The sequence below is a fragment of the Nonomuraea typhae genome (genome assembly GCF_009760925.1).
In the GTDB taxonomy this organism is placed as follows: domain Bacteria; phylum Actinomycetota; class Actinomycetes; order Streptosporangiales; family Streptosporangiaceae; genus Nonomuraea; species Nonomuraea typhae.
This window is the reverse complement of record NZ_VRLV01000002.1, coordinates 726,370-744,973: the sequence shown is the minus strand read 5'-3', so window position 1 is coordinate 744,973 and position 18,604 is coordinate 726,370. Positions and strand designations below refer to the sequence as shown.

16 protein-coding genes are annotated in these 18,604 nt (G+C 72.0%); 7 read left to right on the top strand and 9 right to left on the bottom strand.

The features are described 5' to 3' along the window. Positions 1 to 25: 25 nt before the first annotated feature. Positions 26 to 598, bottom strand: a complete 573-nt coding sequence (locus FVE25_RS09950) for a YbhB/YbcL family Raf kinase inhibitor-like protein (RefSeq protein ID WP_246266871.1) — start codon at positions 596 to 598, stop codon at positions 26 to 28. A gap of 664 nt (positions 599 to 1,262) precedes the next feature. Beyond that, positions 1,263 to 1,544 (bottom strand): hypothetical protein, encoded by a 282-nt coding sequence (locus FVE25_RS09945; protein WP_157246114.1) that lies wholly within the window; start codon positions 1,542 to 1,544, stop codon positions 1,263 to 1,265. Positions 1,545 to 1,638: 94 nt separating this feature from the next. Between FVE25_RS09945 and FVE25_RS09940 the strand changes: the two genes are divergently transcribed. Next, positions 1,639 to 2,172 carry a PH domain-containing protein gene (locus FVE25_RS09940; protein WP_246266870.1) on the top strand — a complete coding sequence of 178 codons (534 nt, stop codon included), beginning with the start codon at positions 1,639 to 1,641 and terminating at the stop codon, positions 2,170 to 2,172. A gap of 290 nt (positions 2,173 to 2,462) precedes the next feature. After that, complete coding sequence (locus FVE25_RS56220; RefSeq protein ID WP_157246113.1) at positions 2,463 to 3,935, top strand: PH domain-containing protein; 1,473 nt, start codon at positions 2,463 to 2,465, stop codon at positions 3,933 to 3,935. Positions 3,936 to 4,258: 323 nt separating this feature from the next. On the opposite strand, the gene sepH is transcribed toward FVE25_RS56220, so the two are convergent. Continuing rightward, positions 4,259 to 6,832 (bottom strand): septation protein SepH, encoded by a 2,574-nt coding sequence (sepH, locus tag FVE25_RS55045; protein ID WP_246266868.1) that lies wholly within the window; start codon positions 6,830 to 6,832, stop codon positions 4,259 to 4,261. A 158-nt stretch (positions 6,833 to 6,990) separates the two neighbouring features. Next, on the bottom strand, positions 6,991 to 8,127 hold the full coding sequence (locus FVE25_RS09925) for a S8 family peptidase (protein WP_157246112.1): 1,137 nt from the start codon (positions 8,125 to 8,127) through the stop codon (positions 6,991 to 6,993). Between the two features lie 127 nt (positions 8,128 to 8,254). Here FVE25_RS09925 and FVE25_RS09920 point away from each other — a divergent pair, with 127 nt between their 5' ends. After that, a complete protein-coding gene (locus FVE25_RS09920; protein ID WP_157246111.1) occupies positions 8,255 to 9,187 on the top strand; it encodes a hypothetical protein in 933 nt (310 codons plus the stop codon). Here FVE25_RS09920 and FVE25_RS09915 read toward each other — a convergent pair. The 3 genes from FVE25_RS09915 to FVE25_RS09905 all read right to left on the bottom strand — a co-directional run bounded on the left by FVE25_RS09915 (position 9,184) and on the right by FVE25_RS09905 (position 12,487). Next, positions 9,184 to 10,461, bottom strand: coding sequence for a D-arabinono-1,4-lactone oxidase (locus tag FVE25_RS09915; protein WP_157246110.1), 1,278 nt, complete (start codon positions 10,459 to 10,461; stop codon positions 9,184 to 9,186). The genes FVE25_RS09920 and FVE25_RS09915 overlap by 4 nt on opposite strands. A gap of 44 nt (positions 10,462 to 10,505) precedes the next feature. Further along, on the bottom strand, positions 10,506 to 11,132 hold the full coding sequence (locus FVE25_RS09910; protein WP_246266866.1) for a polysaccharide deacetylase family protein: 627 nt from the start codon (positions 11,130 to 11,132) through the stop codon (positions 10,506 to 10,508). A 140-nt stretch (positions 11,133 to 11,272) separates the two neighbouring features. Then, on the bottom strand, positions 11,273 to 12,487 hold the full coding sequence (locus FVE25_RS09905; protein ID WP_246266864.1) for an MFS transporter: 1,215 nt from the start codon (positions 12,485 to 12,487) through the stop codon (positions 11,273 to 11,275). Between the two features lie 65 nt (positions 12,488 to 12,552). Between FVE25_RS09905 and FVE25_RS09900 the strand changes: the two genes are divergently transcribed. Continuing rightward, the gene (locus tag FVE25_RS09900; protein WP_157246108.1) at positions 12,553 to 13,737 is read left to right on the top strand and encodes a lytic transglycosylase domain-containing protein; all 1,185 of its coding nucleotides are present in this window, start codon (positions 12,553 to 12,555) and stop codon (positions 13,735 to 13,737) included. On the opposite strand, the gene FVE25_RS09895 is transcribed toward FVE25_RS09900, so the two are convergent. Continuing rightward, positions 13,728 to 14,642 carry a ferrochelatase gene (locus FVE25_RS09895; protein WP_157246107.1) on the bottom strand — a complete coding sequence of 305 codons (915 nt, stop codon included), beginning with the start codon at positions 14,640 to 14,642 and terminating at the stop codon, positions 13,728 to 13,730. The genes FVE25_RS09900 and FVE25_RS09895 overlap by 10 nt on opposite strands. Positions 14,643 to 14,681: 39 nt before the next feature. On the opposite strand from FVE25_RS09895, the gene FVE25_RS09890 reads away from it, so the two are divergent. Beyond that, the gene (locus FVE25_RS09890; RefSeq protein ID WP_246266862.1) at positions 14,682 to 16,667 is read left to right on the top strand and encodes a S9 family peptidase; all 1,986 of its coding nucleotides are present in this window, start codon (positions 14,682 to 14,684) and stop codon (positions 16,665 to 16,667) included. Then, positions 16,664 to 17,452, top strand: a complete 789-nt coding sequence (locus FVE25_RS09885) for an inositol monophosphatase family protein (RefSeq protein ID WP_157246106.1) — start codon at positions 16,664 to 16,666, stop codon at positions 17,450 to 17,452. Before FVE25_RS09890 ends, FVE25_RS09885 begins: the two co-directional genes overlap by 4 nt. 61 nt (positions 17,453 to 17,513) lie before the next feature. On the opposite strand, the gene FVE25_RS53765 is transcribed toward FVE25_RS09885, so the two are convergent. Then, positions 17,514 to 17,678: a hypothetical protein gene (locus FVE25_RS53765; protein ID WP_181019516.1), complete on the bottom strand. Its 165-nt coding sequence runs from the start codon at positions 17,676 to 17,678 to the stop codon at positions 17,514 to 17,516. Positions 17,679 to 17,902: 224 nt separating this feature from the next. Here FVE25_RS53765 and FVE25_RS09880 point away from each other — a divergent pair, with 224 nt between their 5' ends. Next, positions 17,903 to 18,556, top strand: coding sequence for a response regulator transcription factor (locus FVE25_RS09880; protein WP_157246105.1), 654 nt, complete (start codon positions 17,903 to 17,905; stop codon positions 18,554 to 18,556). Positions 18,557 to 18,604: the final 48 nt, after the last annotated feature.

The window sequence follows — 18,604 nt, the reverse complement described above, 5'->3', positions numbered from 1 at the left end:
ACTACTACCAGCAGTGCTCGATCTCTCACTCGATGTTGACCACCGTCAGGCGACCGCGCGCGATGGTCCGATCCGCGATGCTCTTCAGTACCTCGGGGAGAGGGGCGCCCCCCGAGACCGACACCCGCTCGTCCAGCGCATACACGCTGAACCGATAGGTGCCCTTGTCATCGCACGGCGGCTCGTAACCCACCTTGCCGCTCGTCACTTTGGCCTGGCCGGTGTCCTCGTCCGGCAGCGCCTCGGCGGCGTTCGGCCCAAGCTCGGTCCAGTCGGGCGGAATGTTGTACACAACCCAGTTGACCGCGGCATTCGAACCGGTATGAGTGTCCAGCACGATCGCGATCGACTTGGCCTCCAGCAACGACTCACCCGACCAGCGCAGTGGCGGACTGCCCTGGTTGCCCTTGCAGGAGTACTCGCGAGGCAGCGGCTTGTCCTCGCGCAACTCGGGACTGGTCACGTTGAGCTGACCGATGTCCCTGGCCAGCGACCGGCCAGGCAACAGCGCGCACCCGGTCATCGCGAGCGACATCGCGACCGCCGTCAGACAGACGGCGGCCCGCCGCACGCGTGATGCCGTGAAACGCAGCCCCATGCCGGATGATGCTACGCGGCTCCCGGCGGTGCGCCGACCGTTTCGCGAGGGTCGGTGACGGAGGAAGCGCGGGAAATCATCCGCAAACGAAGCAGGCCCGGGGTGAGCTTCGACACAAGCATGACCTTCCCCATTCTCGGCCCTCCGCGCCACCCTCGTCATGAAGATCGCAGGTCAGCGGCTACGAACCCATCGTGGCCTGCCCCTTCCCGCCACCCGGCCGCGCGCCCCGCCACCCGCCTCCGGACAGTTCGCCCATCCGGCTCGATCGCCCACGCCTTTCAGCCACCCGTTTCCCGGCTCCGGGCGGCTTCCGGCAAAAACCCGGTGCGCCAGCTCAAGAACGCGGAACCAGCCGGATACCGGCTCAATACACCACCCTCCACACCGAGCCCCACCGGGGCGCAGGGAGGCCGTTGCACCTGGGCACGGCCTGGGTCGGGCCGGTGATGTTGCTCACACCCGCGTCCGCGTCACCAGCCCTCCACCCCCGGACCGGCCGGCCGCCCGGAACACCCGGATCGGCCGACGGCGCGATCCCTCGAACGGCCGGCGGCGACAACACCCGAGCGGCCGACGGCACGACCTGCACCGCCAACCCGGATGACCAGCGGTGCGCACACCCCACCGGCTCGACCGCCCAAGCCGGAGACACCAACGCCCGTCACTTGCCCCACCGGCCACCGCCCCCGAGCTCATCCACGCGACGCACCGCCACCACACCCGAACCCGAACCCGCCGCACCCGCACCCGCCGCACCCGAACCCGCACTCGCACCCGAACCCGCCGCGGCCGCCGGCGCCCGCCCGCCGGACACCTTCGCCACCTCGCCCGTCAACTCGAGCGGCCGTGCCTGCGGCACCCGGACACCGGCGCCGCCCTTCAGCCGCCCTGGCGGCGCCACTCGGTCGGCGTCCAGCCCCTCGGCCTCGAGCGCGTATCGCATGGACCAACTCTGGACTACGGCACTGACATTTCCCTGACCCCCGACGAGGGCCGCTGACGTCCCACTGACGCTCACCCCGCCTAAGCTGAGCGGTGTGACTGAAACCGAGCCCCGAGCGGCGACGCTGCGCGACCCGGCGCACCGCGTCTCGCCCAAGGCCAGGCAGCTGTGGATGCTGGAGTCGCTGATCGGCTTCGTGTTCCTGGTGGGCGGGGCCGTCGTCGTCTCCCGCTTCCTGGACGGCATCGACTGGGCGTGGGTGCCCCGATGGCTCGCCGCCGACTCGTGGGTGCTGCCGGTGGTGGTGGGCCTGGTGGCCACGCCGCTCCTGGTCGCCGAGCCGTTCGTCCGCTACGCCGTACACCGGTGGGAGCTGTCCGGGGACGTGGTCTACGCCCGTTCCGGGTTCCTGACCAGGGAATGGGTGTTCGTGCCCGTGAGCCGGATCCAGACCGTGGACAAGGCGCAGGGGTGGCTGGAGCGCCTGTTCGGGCTGGCCACGCTGGAGATCAGAACCGCCTCTCACGCCGGGTCCTCGACCATCAAGGGTCTCGAGTACGGCGTCGCCGCCGGCCTGGCCGAGCAGCTGGCCCATCGTGCCGAGCAGCTCCGGGACGACGCCACATGACCGGCGAACCCCGGCACTCCACCGACCCGGCCCCACCCCCGCCCAGCACCGCGCCCACCCCACCCCCCGCGCCCACTCCGCTCTCCGCGCCCACTCCGCTCTCCGGGCCCGTCCCGAACTCCGGGCCTCAGGCTCCCGCGTACCCTCCGCAGGAAGCCCACGCGCACCCGGACCAGCCACCGGGGGAGGCGCACCAGTGGCCAGGTCAGCCACCACAGCAGCCCGAGTCGCCACAGCCTGAGCCATCGCAACCCTCGCCGCAGCCGCCGCCCCTGCGCCTCAGCCCCAAGGTGCTGCTGATCGACCCGGTCCGTATGCTGCCCAGCCTCGTCCTGCCCCTGGTCGGTGTGCTGTTCTTCGGCGGGTTCTCGTCGCGTTCCTTCCTGTGGGCCGCGCTCGGCGTGCTCGGGACCGTGGTGTTCGCCGTCGTGCGCTGGGCGACGTTCAGCTACCTCATCGCCGGCGACCGCATGGAGATCAAACGCTCCCTGATCAGCCGCTCCATCCGCACCATCCCCCTGGAGCGCATCCGGGGCGTCGACATCTCCACCCCGCCGATGCACCGCCTGCTCGGCCTCGCCGTACTCAAACTCGACACCGGAGCCAGCGGCGGCGACGAGCAGGAGGGCGAGCTCGACGGCGTCACCCTCGCCGAGGCGGAACGCCTCAAGGCGGTCTTGCTCCGCAACCGCGCCACCGCCGCCCGCCCGGCCGCGGCGCCGGATGCCGCCGAAGAGGGCGCCCCGCGGCAGGACGCCGAGCGGGTGATCATCCGGGTGCCGCGCCGCTGGCTGCTGTACGGGCCGCTGTCGGGGGCGTACCTGCTGACGCCGTTCGCGCTGGCGGGCGGTGCCATCGGCCTCGCCTTCCAGTGGGGCGAACAGCTCGGCCTCGGCCGCGACGCCGCCTGGAGCGCCGGCCAGTGGCTCTGGGGCCACCCCTGGCTGCTGCTGATCGCCGCCGTCGTCCTGGTGGTCGCGATGCCGCTGGTCGGCGGCGTCATGTACACGGTGTTCAACTGGGACTTCACCCTCAGGGAACGCGACGGCTACCTCGTCGCCGAACGCGGGCTGATCAACCGCAGAAGCGTCTCCCTGGAAGCCGGGCGCGTACGCGGCTACGAGATCGCCGACGCCCTCGCCGAACGCTGGGCCGGCGTCGTCCGCGTCTGGGCCATCGTGACCGGCCTCGGCGACTCGCAGACCCGCGGACAGCTCCTGCCCGACGTCCCCCGCGGCGTCGCCACCCAGGTCACCGACGCCGCCATCGGCCCCTTCACCACCCCGCTGCGCCCCCACCCGCCCGCGGCGCGCGAGCGGCGCCTGTTCCGCGCCATCGCCCCCTGGGCGGGTGTGGCGCTGGCGTCCTCCGTCGCCGCGGTGACGATCGGCTCGGGGGTGTGGTGGACGCTGGCCGTGATCGCGCTCCTGCTCGCCGGAGCGGGGGTGCCGCTGGGGCTCGACCGGTACCGCTCGCTGGGGCACGCCTACGACGGGGTGCGGCTGTCGGTGCGCTCGGGGTCGCTGCGGCGCTCGCAGGCGGTGTTCGAGCGGCGGGCCGTGGTGGGGTGGCGGATCCGCCAGACGTGGTTCCAGCGCCGCGCGGGCGTGGTGACGCTCGTGGCGGGCGTGGGCGCGGGCGAGGGCGGCTACTCGGCCCTGGACGTCTCCAACGCCCAGGCGGTCGCCTTCCCGGCCGAGGTGACACCCGACTGGATCGCGCCCTTCCTGTCCCCCAGCGCGGAGCGCCCGCCCGTCCTCTGAGCGCCCGCCTGTTCTCTGGGCCCCGCCCGTTCTCTGGGCGCCCGCCCGTCCTCTGAGAGGCCGCCCGTTCTCTGAGCGGGCGCCTTCTGAGCGGGCCGCCGCGAGGCGTGTGCGGGCCGCTTTGCGTGGCTCTTCGGGCGGGGTTGCGCGGGCGTCGCCGGGCTCAGCTCCGGTGCTGGGTGGTTTCTTTACGGCGGGGCCGAGTGGGCGCCTCCCGCCGTCGTGCGCCGGGGCCGGTCCGCGGGCGCCCGACAGTCGGACACACAGCCCGCCGACACGACGCACGGCCGGCCGATTCCGTGGCCGGCCGTGCGTATGCGGCGTCAGTCCTGCTTGCGGGCGCCGAACATTATCTCGTCCCAGGTCGGGACCGAGGCGCGGCGTCCCCTCGAACCCTTCTTCGCCTGCCGCGCCGCGGGGGCCGGAGGCGGTGACGGGACGGGTACCGGCGGCTGCTCCTTCGGCTTGGGCTTGGGGACGGGCCCCTCCTTGCCATCCCTGGCCGGCGGCACCGGGCGCTCCTCAGGCTTGGCCTCCTCGGCCGCCTGAGCCTCGGCTTCCGGTGCCTCGGCCTTGGCTTCGGCTTCTGGCGCCTCGGTCTTCGCCACAGGGGAAGCGTCGGCCTTCGGGGCTTCTGCCGTCTCGGCCTTGGGCACATCGGCGGTCGCGGCCTTCTCGGGCCGGCCCTGGGTGGCGTCAGTGGGCTGGCTCTGTGCGGCCTCAGCCCTGGGCGGCTGGCTCTGTGCGGCCTCTGCCTTGGGTGCCTGGCTCTGGGTTGCTTCAGCCTTGGGTGCCTGGCTTTGGGGAGCCTCTGCCTTGGGTGCCGGGGCCTCCGCTGCCGTGGCTTGGGGCTCCTTGGTCTCCGGGACCGGGGTGTTCTGGGCCGGGGTGGAGTCCGCCTCGGGCGCCTTGACCGTGGGCGCATCGGCCTTGGGCAGGCCGGGCGCCTCAGCGGACGCGGAGGGCTCCGCCGTCGCGGCCTGCGCCACGGGCGGGCTCTCCTGCTGGGCCTTCTGCGGTGACTCGGAGACCTCAGCCTGATCCGCGGCCGGAACCTGGGCCTGATCCGCGGCCGGAGCCTGGGCCGGAGCGGCTGCGGGAGCCTCGGTCTGAGTGGCCACGGCCACGGGCGCCTGGTCCGGGGCCGTCTCGGCCGCCTCGGGTGCGGCCACCTCGGAGACCTCGGTGGCCGTGGAGACCTCGGCGACGGCCTCCGCCTGCTGCATGGCAGCCTGCGGGATCTCGGCCTTGGGGACCTCCACCTGAGTCACGTTGGATTCCGCGGCCTCTGACGCGGCCGGCTGGGCCTCGGCGGTCGCCACGGCGGGTTCCGGTCGCGTTTGTGCGGGCTGGGCAGGGGCGGCCTGCGGGGCGCTGACGGCCACCTGCGGGGCGCCGGCCTCCGCAGGCTGGGCGGCCACCGGCGCTTCTGCGGACACGACGGGTTCCGGCACCGCACGCTCCGCCTCCACAGCGGGCGCCTCCACAGCGGGCGCCTGCGCAGGGGCAAGGGCCTCCTGCGGGGGCGCCGGAGCAGGCTCAGGTTGCGCCGTGGGCGCGGGGGCCGAGGCCGCAGGAGCGGGCTGTGCCAGGGGTGCCGGAGCGGGCTGAGCCGGAGGTGCCGGAGCGGGCTGTGCCGCGGGTACCGGAGCGGGCTGAACTGGAGGTGCCGAGGCGGGCTGAACCGAGGCCGCAGGGGCGGGCTGTGCCGGGGGTGCCGGGGTGGGCTCGGCAGGGGCCGGGGCGTAGATGGCGTCGGCGTCCCGCACCGGCGACCGGTCGGGCCGGGGGGTGGAGAAGTCCGGGTGCCAGTTGGCAGGGGTCCGGGTGAGGGGCTCCTCGCCGCGCGTGTCGGCCGGGATGGGCGGACGCTCCCCTGACACGGTCCCGTCGGGCGCATACCCGCGGTTCAGCGAGGTGGCGTCGGGAGGATACGCGAGCGCGTCGGACGGGCGGCCGAGGCCGCTCTCTCCCCGGTTGGCGGGCAGGCCGTCGCGTCCGGCGGGTGAGCCGGTTGCCGGGAAGTCCCGGCCCGGAGGAGCGGGGAAGTCCCGGCTGCCGGGGAAGGCGTCCCGGGCCGGCGGGATGCTGTCGCGGCCGGGCGGGAAGTGGTCGCGGACCGGCGGGAAGGCGTCCCGGGCGGCCGGGTGGGCGCCGCGTCCCGGCGGGAAGCCCTCGCGGGCCCCCGGGTAGTCGGCGGGCCGGACCACGGTAGGGGGCTCGTGCCGTACCACGGAAGGCAGGGGCGGCACGGGCTGCAGTTTGGCGGTGCGCGGCGTGAACGGGGTGACCGTGGTGTCCTCGGCCGGCGGGTTCGGGTCGAAGTCGGCCGCCGACAGCCGCATGGACTCGTCGTCGTGCGGGGTCACGTGCCGCTTGCGCGGGTCGAACAGCCACTCGGCGTGGCGGGTGTGACCGTTCCAGACGTAGCCGAGCTTGACCCGCCACAGGCCGTCGTCGCGCTTGGCGGAGTCCCAGTCGATCTCGTCGGTGGGCACGCCGCGGCGGGTGAGGCGTTCGGCGACGAGGTCACCGAGTGTCGGACCTGGCGCGGATTCTCCAGGCATGCGTACGGCGACGCGCTGCGCCTGCTGGGCGACGTACTCCCGCTCCTGGAGCACGGGGCCCTCGAACCAGCGGACGCGCTCGACCGGGATACCCGCGGTCGCGGCGATCTCCTCCGCGGTCTCTCCGGCGCGAATGCGAGCCTGGATCTCCTTGGGGCGCAACGGACTCTCCACTTCGATCTCGTACTGGCCGAGACGGGAGAAGTTTCCGCGGACGGCAGCGCGGAGCCGGTCGTCCACGGGGAGCGTGAACCGCGTGCCCCGCCCGGCAGTCGCCAGGACGAGGTAGGTGCCGTCCTCACTCACCGCGACGAGTCGGAGCTCCTGCATGCGAGTCCCTTCGTCAGCGCGCTCATTCTTCCCCCGGACCCTTGAGTCTCTCGCGTGTGCCGGTTGCCTGCCAGCACCGTACCCGGCATGTCCGAACATCGCCTGCCTGGGATACTCCCCAAGCGTTGTGACGCCGGTCACATTTGTCGAATCCATCCTTAAAGCCCGCCTGCGTGCAGCAGGAGGTTAGGGGTCCTCGTCGGATTCTGACGAATCGCGCCGCGCGTCGCGGTGGACTTGAGCCAAGACGCGAGAGATGACGGGCTGGAGTCGCGATGGGACTCCAGGTAAAGGGCGGCCACTCCGGCCACGTGGGGGGCGGCGAGTGAGGTGCCGCTCTTCTTGCGCGTCCTTTCGTCGGGCCAGGCGGACAGCACGTCGACGCCCGGCGCGTACAGGTCGACGCAGGGGCCGTGGCCGGAGAACGACGCCCGCCGGTCCTCGTCGTCGGTGGCGGCCACGGCGAAGGCCCTGCGGGCGGGGGAGAGGGAGCAGGCGCTCTCGCCGGAGTTGCCGGCCGCCGCGACGACCAGGACGCCGGCCCGGGTGAGGTTGCGCACGGCGGTGTCCAGGGCGGGGGAGGGCCGGCCGGCGATCGACATGTTGGCCACCGCGGGGCCGCGGGCGTGGCCGCGCACCCAGTCGATCCCGGCGATCACGTCCGACATCGCGCCGGAGTCGCAGCCGAGCACCTTCACCGAGGCGATCCTGGCCTGCGGCGCCACGCCGTACGTGCGGCCCGCGACGATGCCGGCCACGTGGGTGCCGTGGCCGCTGCAGTCGGCGCCGCGGCCGCCGGTGGCGTCGAAGGCGCGCCAGGCTCGGTCCCCGAACTCGCGGTGGGTGACGTCGACGCCGCTGTCGAGCACGTAGACCGTGGTGCCGCGGCCGGTGGCCGAGGTGCGGAAGCGGCCGCCGTCCATGGGGAGTTCGCGCTCGTCGAGACGGTCGAGGCCCCAGCGGTCCATGGGCTGGACGTGCCGGTCGGGTTCGAGGGAGCGCACGCGGGGGTCGGCGCGGAGTTCGGCGGCCTCGCGGTCGCTCAGCCATGCCGCGAAGCCGGGCAGGGCGGCGGTGTAGTAGCGGCGGACCCGCCAGCGCGCTTGACTGACCAGGTCGCGCACGTCGCCGCGGCTGCGCGCGGTCACGATGTAGGGCCGTGTGGGCTCGGTCACCGGGGGCCGGGCGGAGAGGCCGGAGGCGGGCTGGGTGACGGCCAGCGGAGCGACGGTCGTGACGGCCGTGGCCACGGCCGCGGCGGCATAAACGGAGGGCAGTCCGAATCGGCGGGGCACGACCCTTGAGCCTTCCTGTCGCGCACGTCACAGGAACAACGGGACACGCACTCGCGTCTATTCACGAAGAAGCTCTTTACCTGGCGCATGACAAGAGGCGCATGACGAGAAGGGACTGATCCGGAGGATGAGCGGCGAGCAGCGGAGGTTCGAGCTGAGCGTGCCGCAGGTCCTCGGCGGAGCCCTGGCCGCGGTGACGGCGGCGGTGGCCGCCTCGTACCTCGGGGTGGCGGGGACGGTGATCGGCGCGGCCGTGGCCAGCGTGGCCAGCACGGTCGGCAGCGCGATCTACACGCACTACCTGAAGCGGACCGGCGAGAAGGTCAAGGAACACGCGGTCCTGGCCTTCGGCGACAACCAGACGGGCGGAGAGGTGCCGCCGCACCGCGACGGCGAGGGCGAACTGGCCACCGCGGCGCACGCCACCGTCCGCGACGACCCGCCGCCCGAGCTCACGAGCCGGTACGGCGCGGCTGCCACGGAGGACACCGAGGTGCTCGACCTGACAGCCGTGCGCGAGGCGGTGAAGGAGGACGGTGGCACCCGTCCGATGGCGGCCGTGGGGGCGGGGAGTGGCACGTTCCAGAGCGGGCCGCTCCCGGAGCCGGAGGGGCGCAAGCCGCTGCCCTGGCTGAAGCTGGGGTTCGCCGCCTCCCTGATCTTCGCGATCAGCATGGGCGCGATCCTCGTCTACCAGGCGGTCAGCGGCTCGTCGATCCCGGACCAGCTGCCCGGCAAGAAGCCCGCCTCCGTTCAGGAGGACAAGGCTCCGGCGAAGGAGGACGGGCCCGAGAGGGAGGAGGAGCCCCCCGCGACGCGGCACGAGGAGCACCCGACCGGCACGCCGGCGCCCACGCCGACACCCACCCCCACGCCGAAGCCGAGCAAGACGGCGACGCCGAAGCCCACGCCGACGTGGACGAACACGGCGACGGACGAGCCGACGGAGGACCCCACCTCGACGCCGCCGGAGGAGCAGACGGGCCCGCCCGCGGAGGCCACGCCGCCTCCGGACGACCCGGCCGGCGACCAGGAGCGCGCCACGATCCCGGGCGGTTAGCCGAGGACGGTCTCCAGGTAGCCGTTGGTGAAGATCCGCTGGGGGTCCAGCCGATCCCTCAGCTCCACAAAATCCCGAAATTTCGGATAAACCGTAGAAAAGTAGGACGCGTCCTGGGTGTGCATCTTCCCCCAATGAGGACGTCCCCCGAGGCGCGTCATGATCTCCTCCACGCCCGCGAAGTAGCCGGGATTGGGCGTGTCCCGGTAGATGTGGCAGGCGACGTACGCCGACGCCCGGCCGTACGCCGTGGACAGCCACGCGGTGCTGGGGGGCGTCACCCGCACCTCGACCGGGAACGTGATCCGCCAGCCCATCCGCTCGACGAGGTCACGGGTCTCGCGCAGCGCCTGCCCGAGGTGCTCCCGGGGAACGGCGTACTCCATCTCCAGGAACCGCACGTCCCGCTGAGCCGTGAAGATCTTGTAAGAGGTGTCCACCGACTCCGAGTCCCCGAGCGCCGCGGCGGTGAGCGCGTTGATCCGCGGGATGAGCGCGGGTACCCGGGCCCCGAGCGCGCAGGCGGCGCCGAAGACGGTGTTCTCCAGGAACACCGCGTCCAGCCAGTGCTTGAACGGGCTCGGCGGCCGGGCCGGCCCGGGGTTGCGGTTGTTGGTCTTGACCAGGCAGGCGTCGGTGTGGGGCACCCAGAAGAAGTCGAGGTGCTCGTTGGCCGAGGTCATGGTGTCCAGTGAGGACAGGATGCCGGTCAGCGACATGCGGCGGCGCCGGTTGTGCAGGAGGAAGGCGGGCTCGACGCGCAGGGTGACCGCGGTCAGGATGCCGAGCGCGCCCAGTCCGACCCGGGCGGCGTCGAAGAGGTCCTCGCCCGGCTTGACGGTGGTGACCGAGCCGTCGGCCAGCACCAGTTCGAACTCGGTGACCTGGTCGGCCAGGCCGCCGCTGTCGCGGCCGGTGCCGTGGGTGCCGGTCTGGATGGCTCCGGCGACGGTCTGCTCGGTGATGTCGCCCATGTTGGCCAGGGCGAGGCCGCGCTGGTCGAGCATCTCGTTGAGGTGCTTGAGCCGGGTTCCCGCCAGGACGGTCACCCGGTCGGGGTCCCAGGTCCTGATGCCGGACAGGCCGGTGGGGCGCAGCATGATGCCGTCGGTGAGGGCCACCCCGGTGAAGGAGTGGCCCGTTCCGACCATGCGGACGTGCCGTCCGGTGCGGGCGGCGTCGTGCACGGCGCGCACCACGTCCTCGACGGAGGAGGGGGTGCGCACCTCGGCGGGGGTGCTCGTCTGGTTTCCGGCCCAGTTGGTGAAGACCATGTCGCCCCCCGCTAGAGGATCGTTCCGTTAAACGTGAACGATACTCACTTTTCCCAGCCCTCCGGAAGGGGGTAGACGTCGCCGGGCTGCAGGTTCTGACTCTTCAGGAGCGTCGAGACGGTCACCAGCGTGTAGCCGCGGCTCTGGAGCAACTGGACGAGCGAGGGCATCACGTCGACCGTCTGCTTGACCCAGTCGTGCATCAGGATGATGCCGTCGCGCTGGGCGACCGCCAGGGTCTGCTTCTTGATCTCCGCCTCGTTCTTGGTGGCCCAGTCGCGCGAGCCGGCCGTCCACAGCACGATCGGCATCTCGAACTCGGCCGCGATGTCGGAGACCTGGATGTCGGCCATGCCGTACGGCGGGCGGAGGAGCTTGGGCGTGACCCCGGCCGACTTGTAGATGATGTCCTGGGTCTTCTTGATCTCGTTCCGGATGGCCCCCGGTTCGAGGTCGATGAAGTTCGGGTGCTTGTAGCTGTGGTTGCCGATCTCGTGGCCCTCCTTGGCCATGCGCTTGGCGAAGGAGGGGCGCTGCTTGACGTACTGGCCCTCGAGGAAGAACGTCGCCTTCGCGTTGTGCTTCTTCAGCGTGTCGAGGAGTTTGTCAGCGTACTTGCCGGGCCCGTCGTCGAAGGTCAGCGCGAGGCACTTGACCTGCGTGCAGTCCACCTCGGGGGCGGCGGACGCGGGCGCTGGGGCCAGAGGGATGGTTACTGCCGCGATAGCTAGAAGTGAAAGGATTTGTCGGGACATTATGGAGCTTTCATGAGTTATGGGTGTTGCTTGAGGGATCTCCCGACCGTAGCGGATCAGCTCTTCGCGGGTGAAGGAGCTTCGGGAATCCTCAGCAAACCCGAACCTGCGACCCCGACGACGGCCGCCAGCAGCGCGCACGCCAGCGAGAAGCCATAGGCGTTGGAGGCGCCGAACGACTCGGTGAGCCGCCCGCCCGCCCACGCGCCGAGCGCCACGCCGAACCCGATCGAGGTCGAGATCCAGGCCATGCCCTCGGTCAGCAGCGAGGCCGGCACCAGCCGCTCGGTCAGCGAGAAGCCGGTGATGAGCGTCGGCGAGATGGCCAGGCCGGCGATGAACAACGCGATCGCCATGACCCGCGCGTCGCCCACGAACATGATCGGCAGCAGCCCCACCACGAACACCCCGAGCGCCCGCACGAAGCGCCCGCGCAGCGAGATCCGCCAGTGCCGCGAGCCGAACCACAGTCCCGACACCATCGAGCCGCCCGCGAACGCGGCCAGCAGGAACCCCGAGGCGCTCTTCACCCCGTGCTCCTCGGCGAAGGCCACGGTGATCAGGTCCACCGAGCCGAACACCGCGCCCAGCGCCAGATAGACGGCCGACAACAACGCCACGCCCGGGATGAGGATCGGCGTGCCGCCGCCGGAGCGCACCGGCACCACCGGCGGCTGGGTGCGCCGCTGCGCGGCCAGCGCCAGCGAGCCGGCCAGCATCGCCGCCAGCGCCACCACCAGGCCCGCATACGGGTTCACGTAGGTGGCCAGCAGGGTCACCGCGGCCGGTCCTGTCACGAAGATGACCTCGTCGGCCACGGACTCGAAGGCGAAGGCGGTGTGCAGCCCGGCCGAGCCGCCCAGCCGCATGGACCATCGGGCACGCACCATCGAGCCCAGCGACAGCGAGGTGGCGCCCACGAGCAGCCCGGAGGCGTACAACGCCCACTCCGGCAGCTCGAGCCCGGCGCTCAGCAGGAGGGCGGTCAGCGCCAGCGCGTTGACGACCGCGAAGGGGACGATCACCCGGCTCTGGCCGAAACGGTCGGCGAGCCGGCCCGAAAGGGGGGCGGCGATCGCGTAGGCGAGGCTCACGACGGCGGCGACGGCACCGGCCGTGGCGTAGGAGCCGGTCAGCGCCGAGATCAGCAGGACGATCCCGATTCCCAGCATCGACGTGGGAAAACGACCCACGAAGCCGGCCAGGACGAAACCTTTCACGCCGGGCTCGCTGAACAACTCCCGATACGGCCCGACCACAAGATCCCCCATTCGCCGCATGTAACCCTTATGTAGAGCTAACGGAACCGCAACTGATTTTGGGTAACGTGTCCCGGGTGTCCGCTCTTCCCTCGATCCGCTCCGCGGTGCTGCTCGTGGCCGCAGTCGCCGTCGTCACCGTGGCGAGCGGGGTCGTGGTGATGCTCGTCCAGGACGCCGACCCCTTCGCCGGTACGGCACAGCCCGCCCAGACCCGTCGCGCCCCGGAGGCGCAGGTCCGCCCGGAGCCCCTGGAGAGCATGGTCCCCGAGCAGGTGAAGGACTTCGGCAGGGGCGGCCCGGGCGTCACCCCCACCCCGCCCAGGATCCTGGCCATCGCCCGCGCCACGGTGCCCACCGAGGCCCGGCACGCGCTGGCCCGGCTCAAGCACGTGCAGAAGGTGACGGTCGTGGACGCCGGCGCCATCAAGATCGCCGGAACCGGGCTCAACCTGCTCGCGGTCAACCCCGTCGACTTCCGCTCCTGGACCCCGAAGGCGGTCGCCGACGAGCCCGCCGTCTGGAGCGCGCTGACCCGCGGCGAACTGGTCGCCGAGGCCGCCTCCGCCCGCCGCCTCGGCATGGTGCTCGGCGCCGGCTACCAGGTGGACGGCGGGCCCGAACTGCGCCTGGCCGCCTCCGCCGGGCTCGGGCTGAAGGGCATCGACGGCATCGTCAGCGCCGAGACCGGCCGGCTGCTCGGCGCCGCGCAGGGCGTCGCGGTGCTGCTTCACGGTAAGGAAGGCAAGGTGGGCGCCGGCGGCGTGGCCAAGCTCCTCGGCTCAGGCACCCAGGTCGTCGCCCTGCGCGGCAGCCGTACCGCCGCGCCCGTCCAGCAGCAGCCGCCTCAGCAGCAGGAGCAGAAGGTGGCCACGGTCGGGCGCCCCGGCAGCTACCTGGAGCTGTACAAGCAGTCGGCCACCCGCTGCCCGGGCCTGTCGTGGACGGTGCTGGCCGCGATCGGCCAGGTGGAGAGCGGGCACGGGCGCAACAACGGGCCGTCCAGCGCGGGCGCGCTCGGGCCGATGCAGTTCATGCCCGCCACCTGGAAGGCCTACGGCGTGGACGGGGACGGCGACGGCAAGAAGGACATCTGGAGCCCCTACGACGCGGTGCCCGGAGCGGCCAACTACCTGTGCGCCAACGGCGCCGGCAAGGGCGGTGAGAAACTGCGCAAGGCCATCTGGTTCTACAACCACTCCTGGTCCTACGTGAACAAGGTCATGGGCTACGCCGAGGCGTACGCCCGTGCCTACACCTGAGGACAGGTCTCCAGGGAGCACGGCACCGGCTCCGGGCCCGCCATCAGGTCGGCGACCACGCGCACGAACGCCGGGTGCGTGCCCACGGTGCCCGCCCGCGCCATCGGCAGCCCGAGTTCCCCGGCCACCTGCACAGCCTCGGTGTCGAGGTCGTAGACGACTTCCATGTGGTCGGAGACGAACCCGATCGGCGCCAGCACGACGCTGCCCGCCTTCACCTCGCGCAGGTGGTCCAGGACGTCCGGCTCCAGCCACGGCACCTGCGGCGGGCCGCTGCGCGACTGCCACACGAGATCCCAGTCGCCGGTACGGCCCAGCGCCGCGTCGACCAGCTCGGCGCTGCGGCGCAGCTCGCTCTCGTAGGCGCTCCTGGCGTGGGCCAGCGGGATGCTGTGCGCGGTGAAGATCAGGCGGGCGTCGTCGCGGCCGAGCCCGGCCAGCGCCTCGCGCACCCGGTCGGCCATGGCCGTGACGAAGCCCGGGTGGTCGCCGTAGTGGGGGAGCTTCACCAGCTCGGGGCCGTCGGGCAGGGAGATGCGCGCGATGTCCTCGTAGTACTGGCGGCAGCTCGAATACCCGGCGAAGGCGGAGGTGGCGAAGACCGCCGCCCGGCGGACGCCGTCCTCCTTCATCTGCCGCACCGTGTCCTCGCCGAAGGGCGCCCAGTTGCGGTTGCCCCAGTACACCGGCACGTCCAGGGTGGGCCGCACGGCCTCGATCAGGTCGCGGTTCTGCCGGTTGATCGGGCTGACCCCGCCGAAGTGGTGGTAGTGCTCGGCTACCTCCTCCAGCCGGGCGCGGGGCACGTTACGGCCGCGCACGACGTTCTCGAGGAAGGGCATGACGTCCTCGGGACCTTCCGGGCCGCCGAAGGACAGGATCAGCAGTGCGTCGTAGTTTCCCACGTGGTCAAGCCTAGGGGGCCCTGAGGTAGGTTCGATCAGGTGAGCGCATTCAACGACATTCGTGACTATGTGGCCATCCCGCGGGTTCTCTCGCTCAAACTCTCACCCGACGGCTCGCGGCTGGTCTCCGTGGTCCAGTCGCTGAACCCCGACGGCAAATCCTTCGGCACCGCGCTCTGGGCGATCCCCGTGGACGGCGAGCCGTACCGCCTGACCCGATCGGCCAAGGGGGAGAGCTCGGCCGACTTCACCGCCGCCGGCGACGTGCTGTTCACCTCCGCCAGGCCCGACCCGACCGTCAAGGACGGAGAGGACGAGACGTCCGCGCTCTGGCTGCTGCCCCGCGCCGGCGGTGAGGCCCGCCAGATCGCCACCCGCCCCGGCGGCATCGGCGCCTTCAAGACCGCCGGCGACGTGGTCGTCTTCTCCGCCGACGTGCTCAGCGGCGAGGAGTCCACCGAGGAGGAGCGGCGCAAGGCCCGCAAGGACGCCGGCGTCAGCGCGGTCCTCCACGAGGGCTACCCGGTGCGCTACTGGGACCACGACCTCGGCCCCGGCCACCCGCGCCTGTTCGCCGGGCGGCTGAGCGGCGACCGCCTGGCCGAGATGCGCGACCTGACCCCGGACGCCGGGCGGGCCCTGGTCAACGCCTCCTTCGACCTCACCCCCGACGGCTCGGCCGTGGTCAGCAGCTGGACCACGTACCTGCCGGGCGGGGAGCAGCGCATCGACCTGGTCGCCATCGACGTGGCCACCGGCGAACGGCGCACGGTCGTCAGCGAGCAGGGCTTCGACTTCACCGGCCCGCTGGCCGTCTCGCCCGACGGGACCAAGATCGCCGCCGCCCGTGACCGGGAGACCTCGGTCGAGGTCTCGGCCCGTACCGACCTGTGGATCGGCGACCTGGCCACCGGCGAGGGCGCCGTGCACGCCCCCGACCTGTTCCCCGCGGACGTGGCCTGGGCGCCCGACTCCACCGCCGTCTACATCGCCGCCGACCACCAGGGCCGCCGCCCCGTCTTCCGCGTCCCGGTCGGAGCCGAGGCCGATGAGGTGGTACGCCTGACCAGGGACGACGACGCCTACCTCGCGCTCAACGTCACCGCCGACGGCGCCTCGCTCTACGCGCTGCACAGCTCCGTCGCCTTCCCCGCCGGGCCCGCCCGCATCGACGCCGCCGGCGGCCAGGTCGCCGACCTGCCCTCGCCCGCCGCGCGGCCGGGGACGCGGGGCACGCTCACCGAGATCTCCGCCACCACCGACGACGGCGCCACCGTGCGCGGCTGGCTGGTGCTGCCGGAGGGCGCCTCCGCCGACGACCCCGCCCCGTTCCTGCTGTGGATCCACGGCGGCCCGGTCGCCTCCTGGAACGACTGGCAGTGGCGCTGGAACCCGTGGATCATGGCCGAGCACGGCTACGCCGTCCTGCTGCCCGACCCGTGCATGTCCACCGGGTACGGCCAGCACATGATCGACCGCGGCTGGGGCGACTGGGGCCCGCGCACGCTGGCCGACCTCGACGCGATCGTGGACGTCGCCCTGGCCAGGCCCGACGTCGACGACGAGCGCGTCGCCGCTATGGGCGGCTCCTTCGGCGGCTACATGGCCAACTGGGTCGCCGGCCACAGCGACCGCTACAAGGCGATCGTCACCCACGCCTCCCTGTGGCACCTCGACCAGTTCGCCGGCACCACCGACGCGGCCATGTACTGGCAGCGCGAGTTCGGCGCCCCCGGCAGCGAGCGCTACGCCACGCTCTCCCCGCACCTCGCCCTCGACGACATCCGCACCCCGATGCTCGTCATCCACGGCGACAAGGACTACCGGGTCCCGATCGGCGAGGCCCTGCGCCTGTGGTGGGACCTGCAGCGCAAGAACGTCGAGTCGAAGTTCCTGTACTTCCCCGACGAGAACCACTGGATCCTCAAGCCCGGCAACGCCGTCGCCTGGTACGAGACCGTCCTGGCCTTCCTGGGCCAGCACGTGCTCGGCCAGGAGTGGAAGCGCCCGGACTCGGTGGCATGAGCGAACTGCGGAAACTGGCCGAGGACGTCGCCCGCGAGGCCGGCGCCATGCTGCTGGCCGAGCGGCCCTCGATGTCGGCGTCCGTGGAGACCAAGTCCAGCCCCACCGACGTCGTCACCGCGCTGGACAAAGCCTCCGAGGAACTCATCAGAGCCCGCATCCTGGCCGCCCGCCCCGACGACATGATCCTCGGCGAGGAGGGCGGCGACACCCCGGGCACCAGCGGCGTGCGCTGGGTCGTGGACCCCATCGACGGCACCGTCAACTTCCTGTACGGCCTGGCCGACTGGGCCGTGTCCATCGCGGTCGAGGTCGACGGGCAGATCGTGGCCGGCGTCGTCAACGTGGTGCCTCGGGAGGAGCTGTTCACCGCCGCGCTCGGCGAGGGCGCCTGGCTGAACGGCTCGCGGCTGCGCTGCAACCGGGACGTGCCGCTGGAGCAGGCGCTGGTCGCCACCGGGTTCGGCTACTCGCACGCGCGGCGGGCCGTACAAGGCGAGGTGGTGGCGGCGGTGCTGCCCCGGGTGCGCGACATCCGGCGGGGCGGCTCGTGCGCGACCGACCTGTGCTCGGTGGCCGCCGGGCGGGTGGACGCCTACTACGAGCGCGGCATCAACTACTGGGACTACGCGGCGGCCGGACTCGTCGCCGCCGAGTCGGGAGCCAGGATCGGCGGCCTGCACGGCAAGGGGCCGAACACGGAGCTGACGCTCTGCGCGGCGCCCGGCCTGTTCGAGGAACTGCACGACCTGCTCGAGCCCCTCGATCCGGAGCGCGACTCCTGACCCGAGAAAGAACGGCCGGCGCCCCCTTCCGAGCGCCGGCCGTTCTCATGCGTGCAGATGGTCAGCGAGGCAACGGCACCCCGTGGTCGTCCGCCAGACGGCGCAGGTCCTCGATCTCGGCGTTGAGGGTGTCGGCGAGGTAGTCGTCGCCGGCGCACTTGGCCTCCTTCAGACCGCGGTAGGCCTGGTCGAGGCGGCGTTCGATCGTAGTGGTGAACTCGCCCATCTCACCTTCTCTCTCACTGATGTTCGGGTCAGGGGTTCTTTGAGCGCGTGACATCCCGCGAGCACACGTCAGCGGGTGTCCCGACGGTGTACCCCGCACCTTCCGCCCCCGAAACATGGATTTGGCCGTAGCTTGCGGGGCCGGGTACCCGCACATGCCTTACCGTGCGCTTATCGTCGTGTGCGGAGAATGTGGACTCAGGATCAGAGAGAGGTGTGCACACCGTGCGAGTGCTGGTGGTCGAGGATGAGCGGGTGCTCGCCGACGCGATCGCGACCGGGCTGCGCCGCGAGGCGATGGCCGTGGACGTGGCCTACGACGGAGGCGGCGCCCTGGAGCGCACCTCCTACATCGACTACGACGTGATCGTGCTCGACCGCGACCTGCCGGTCGTCCACGGTGACGAGGTCTGCCGGCGTCTGGTGGAGCAGCGCACCGCCTCGCGCATCCTCATGCTGACCGCCTCGGGGGAGGTGGACGACAAGGTAGAGGGTCTCGGCCTGGGCGCCGACGACTACCTGGCCAAGCCGTTCGTCTTCGTCGAACTGGTGGCGCGCGTGCGCGCCCTGGGCCGCCGCTCGGCCCCCGCACTGCCGCCGATCCTGGAGCGTTCTGGCATCCGCCTGGACCCGGGCAAGCGGCTGGTGGAGCGCGACGGCAAGGAGGTCGTGCTCACCAAGAAGGAGTTCGCCGTCCTGGAGGAGCTGATGCGCGCCGAGGGCGCCGTCGTCTCCCAGGAGGACCTCCTGGACAAGGCGTGGGACGAGAACATCGACCCCTTCACCAACGTCGTGCGGGTGACCATGATGACCCTGCGGAAGAAGCTGGGAGAGCCGCAGGTGATCGAGACCGTACCCGGAGTGGGATACAAGCTGTGAGCGAACCGGTACCGACCCACCCGATGATCAGCCCTCACTCCGACCGGG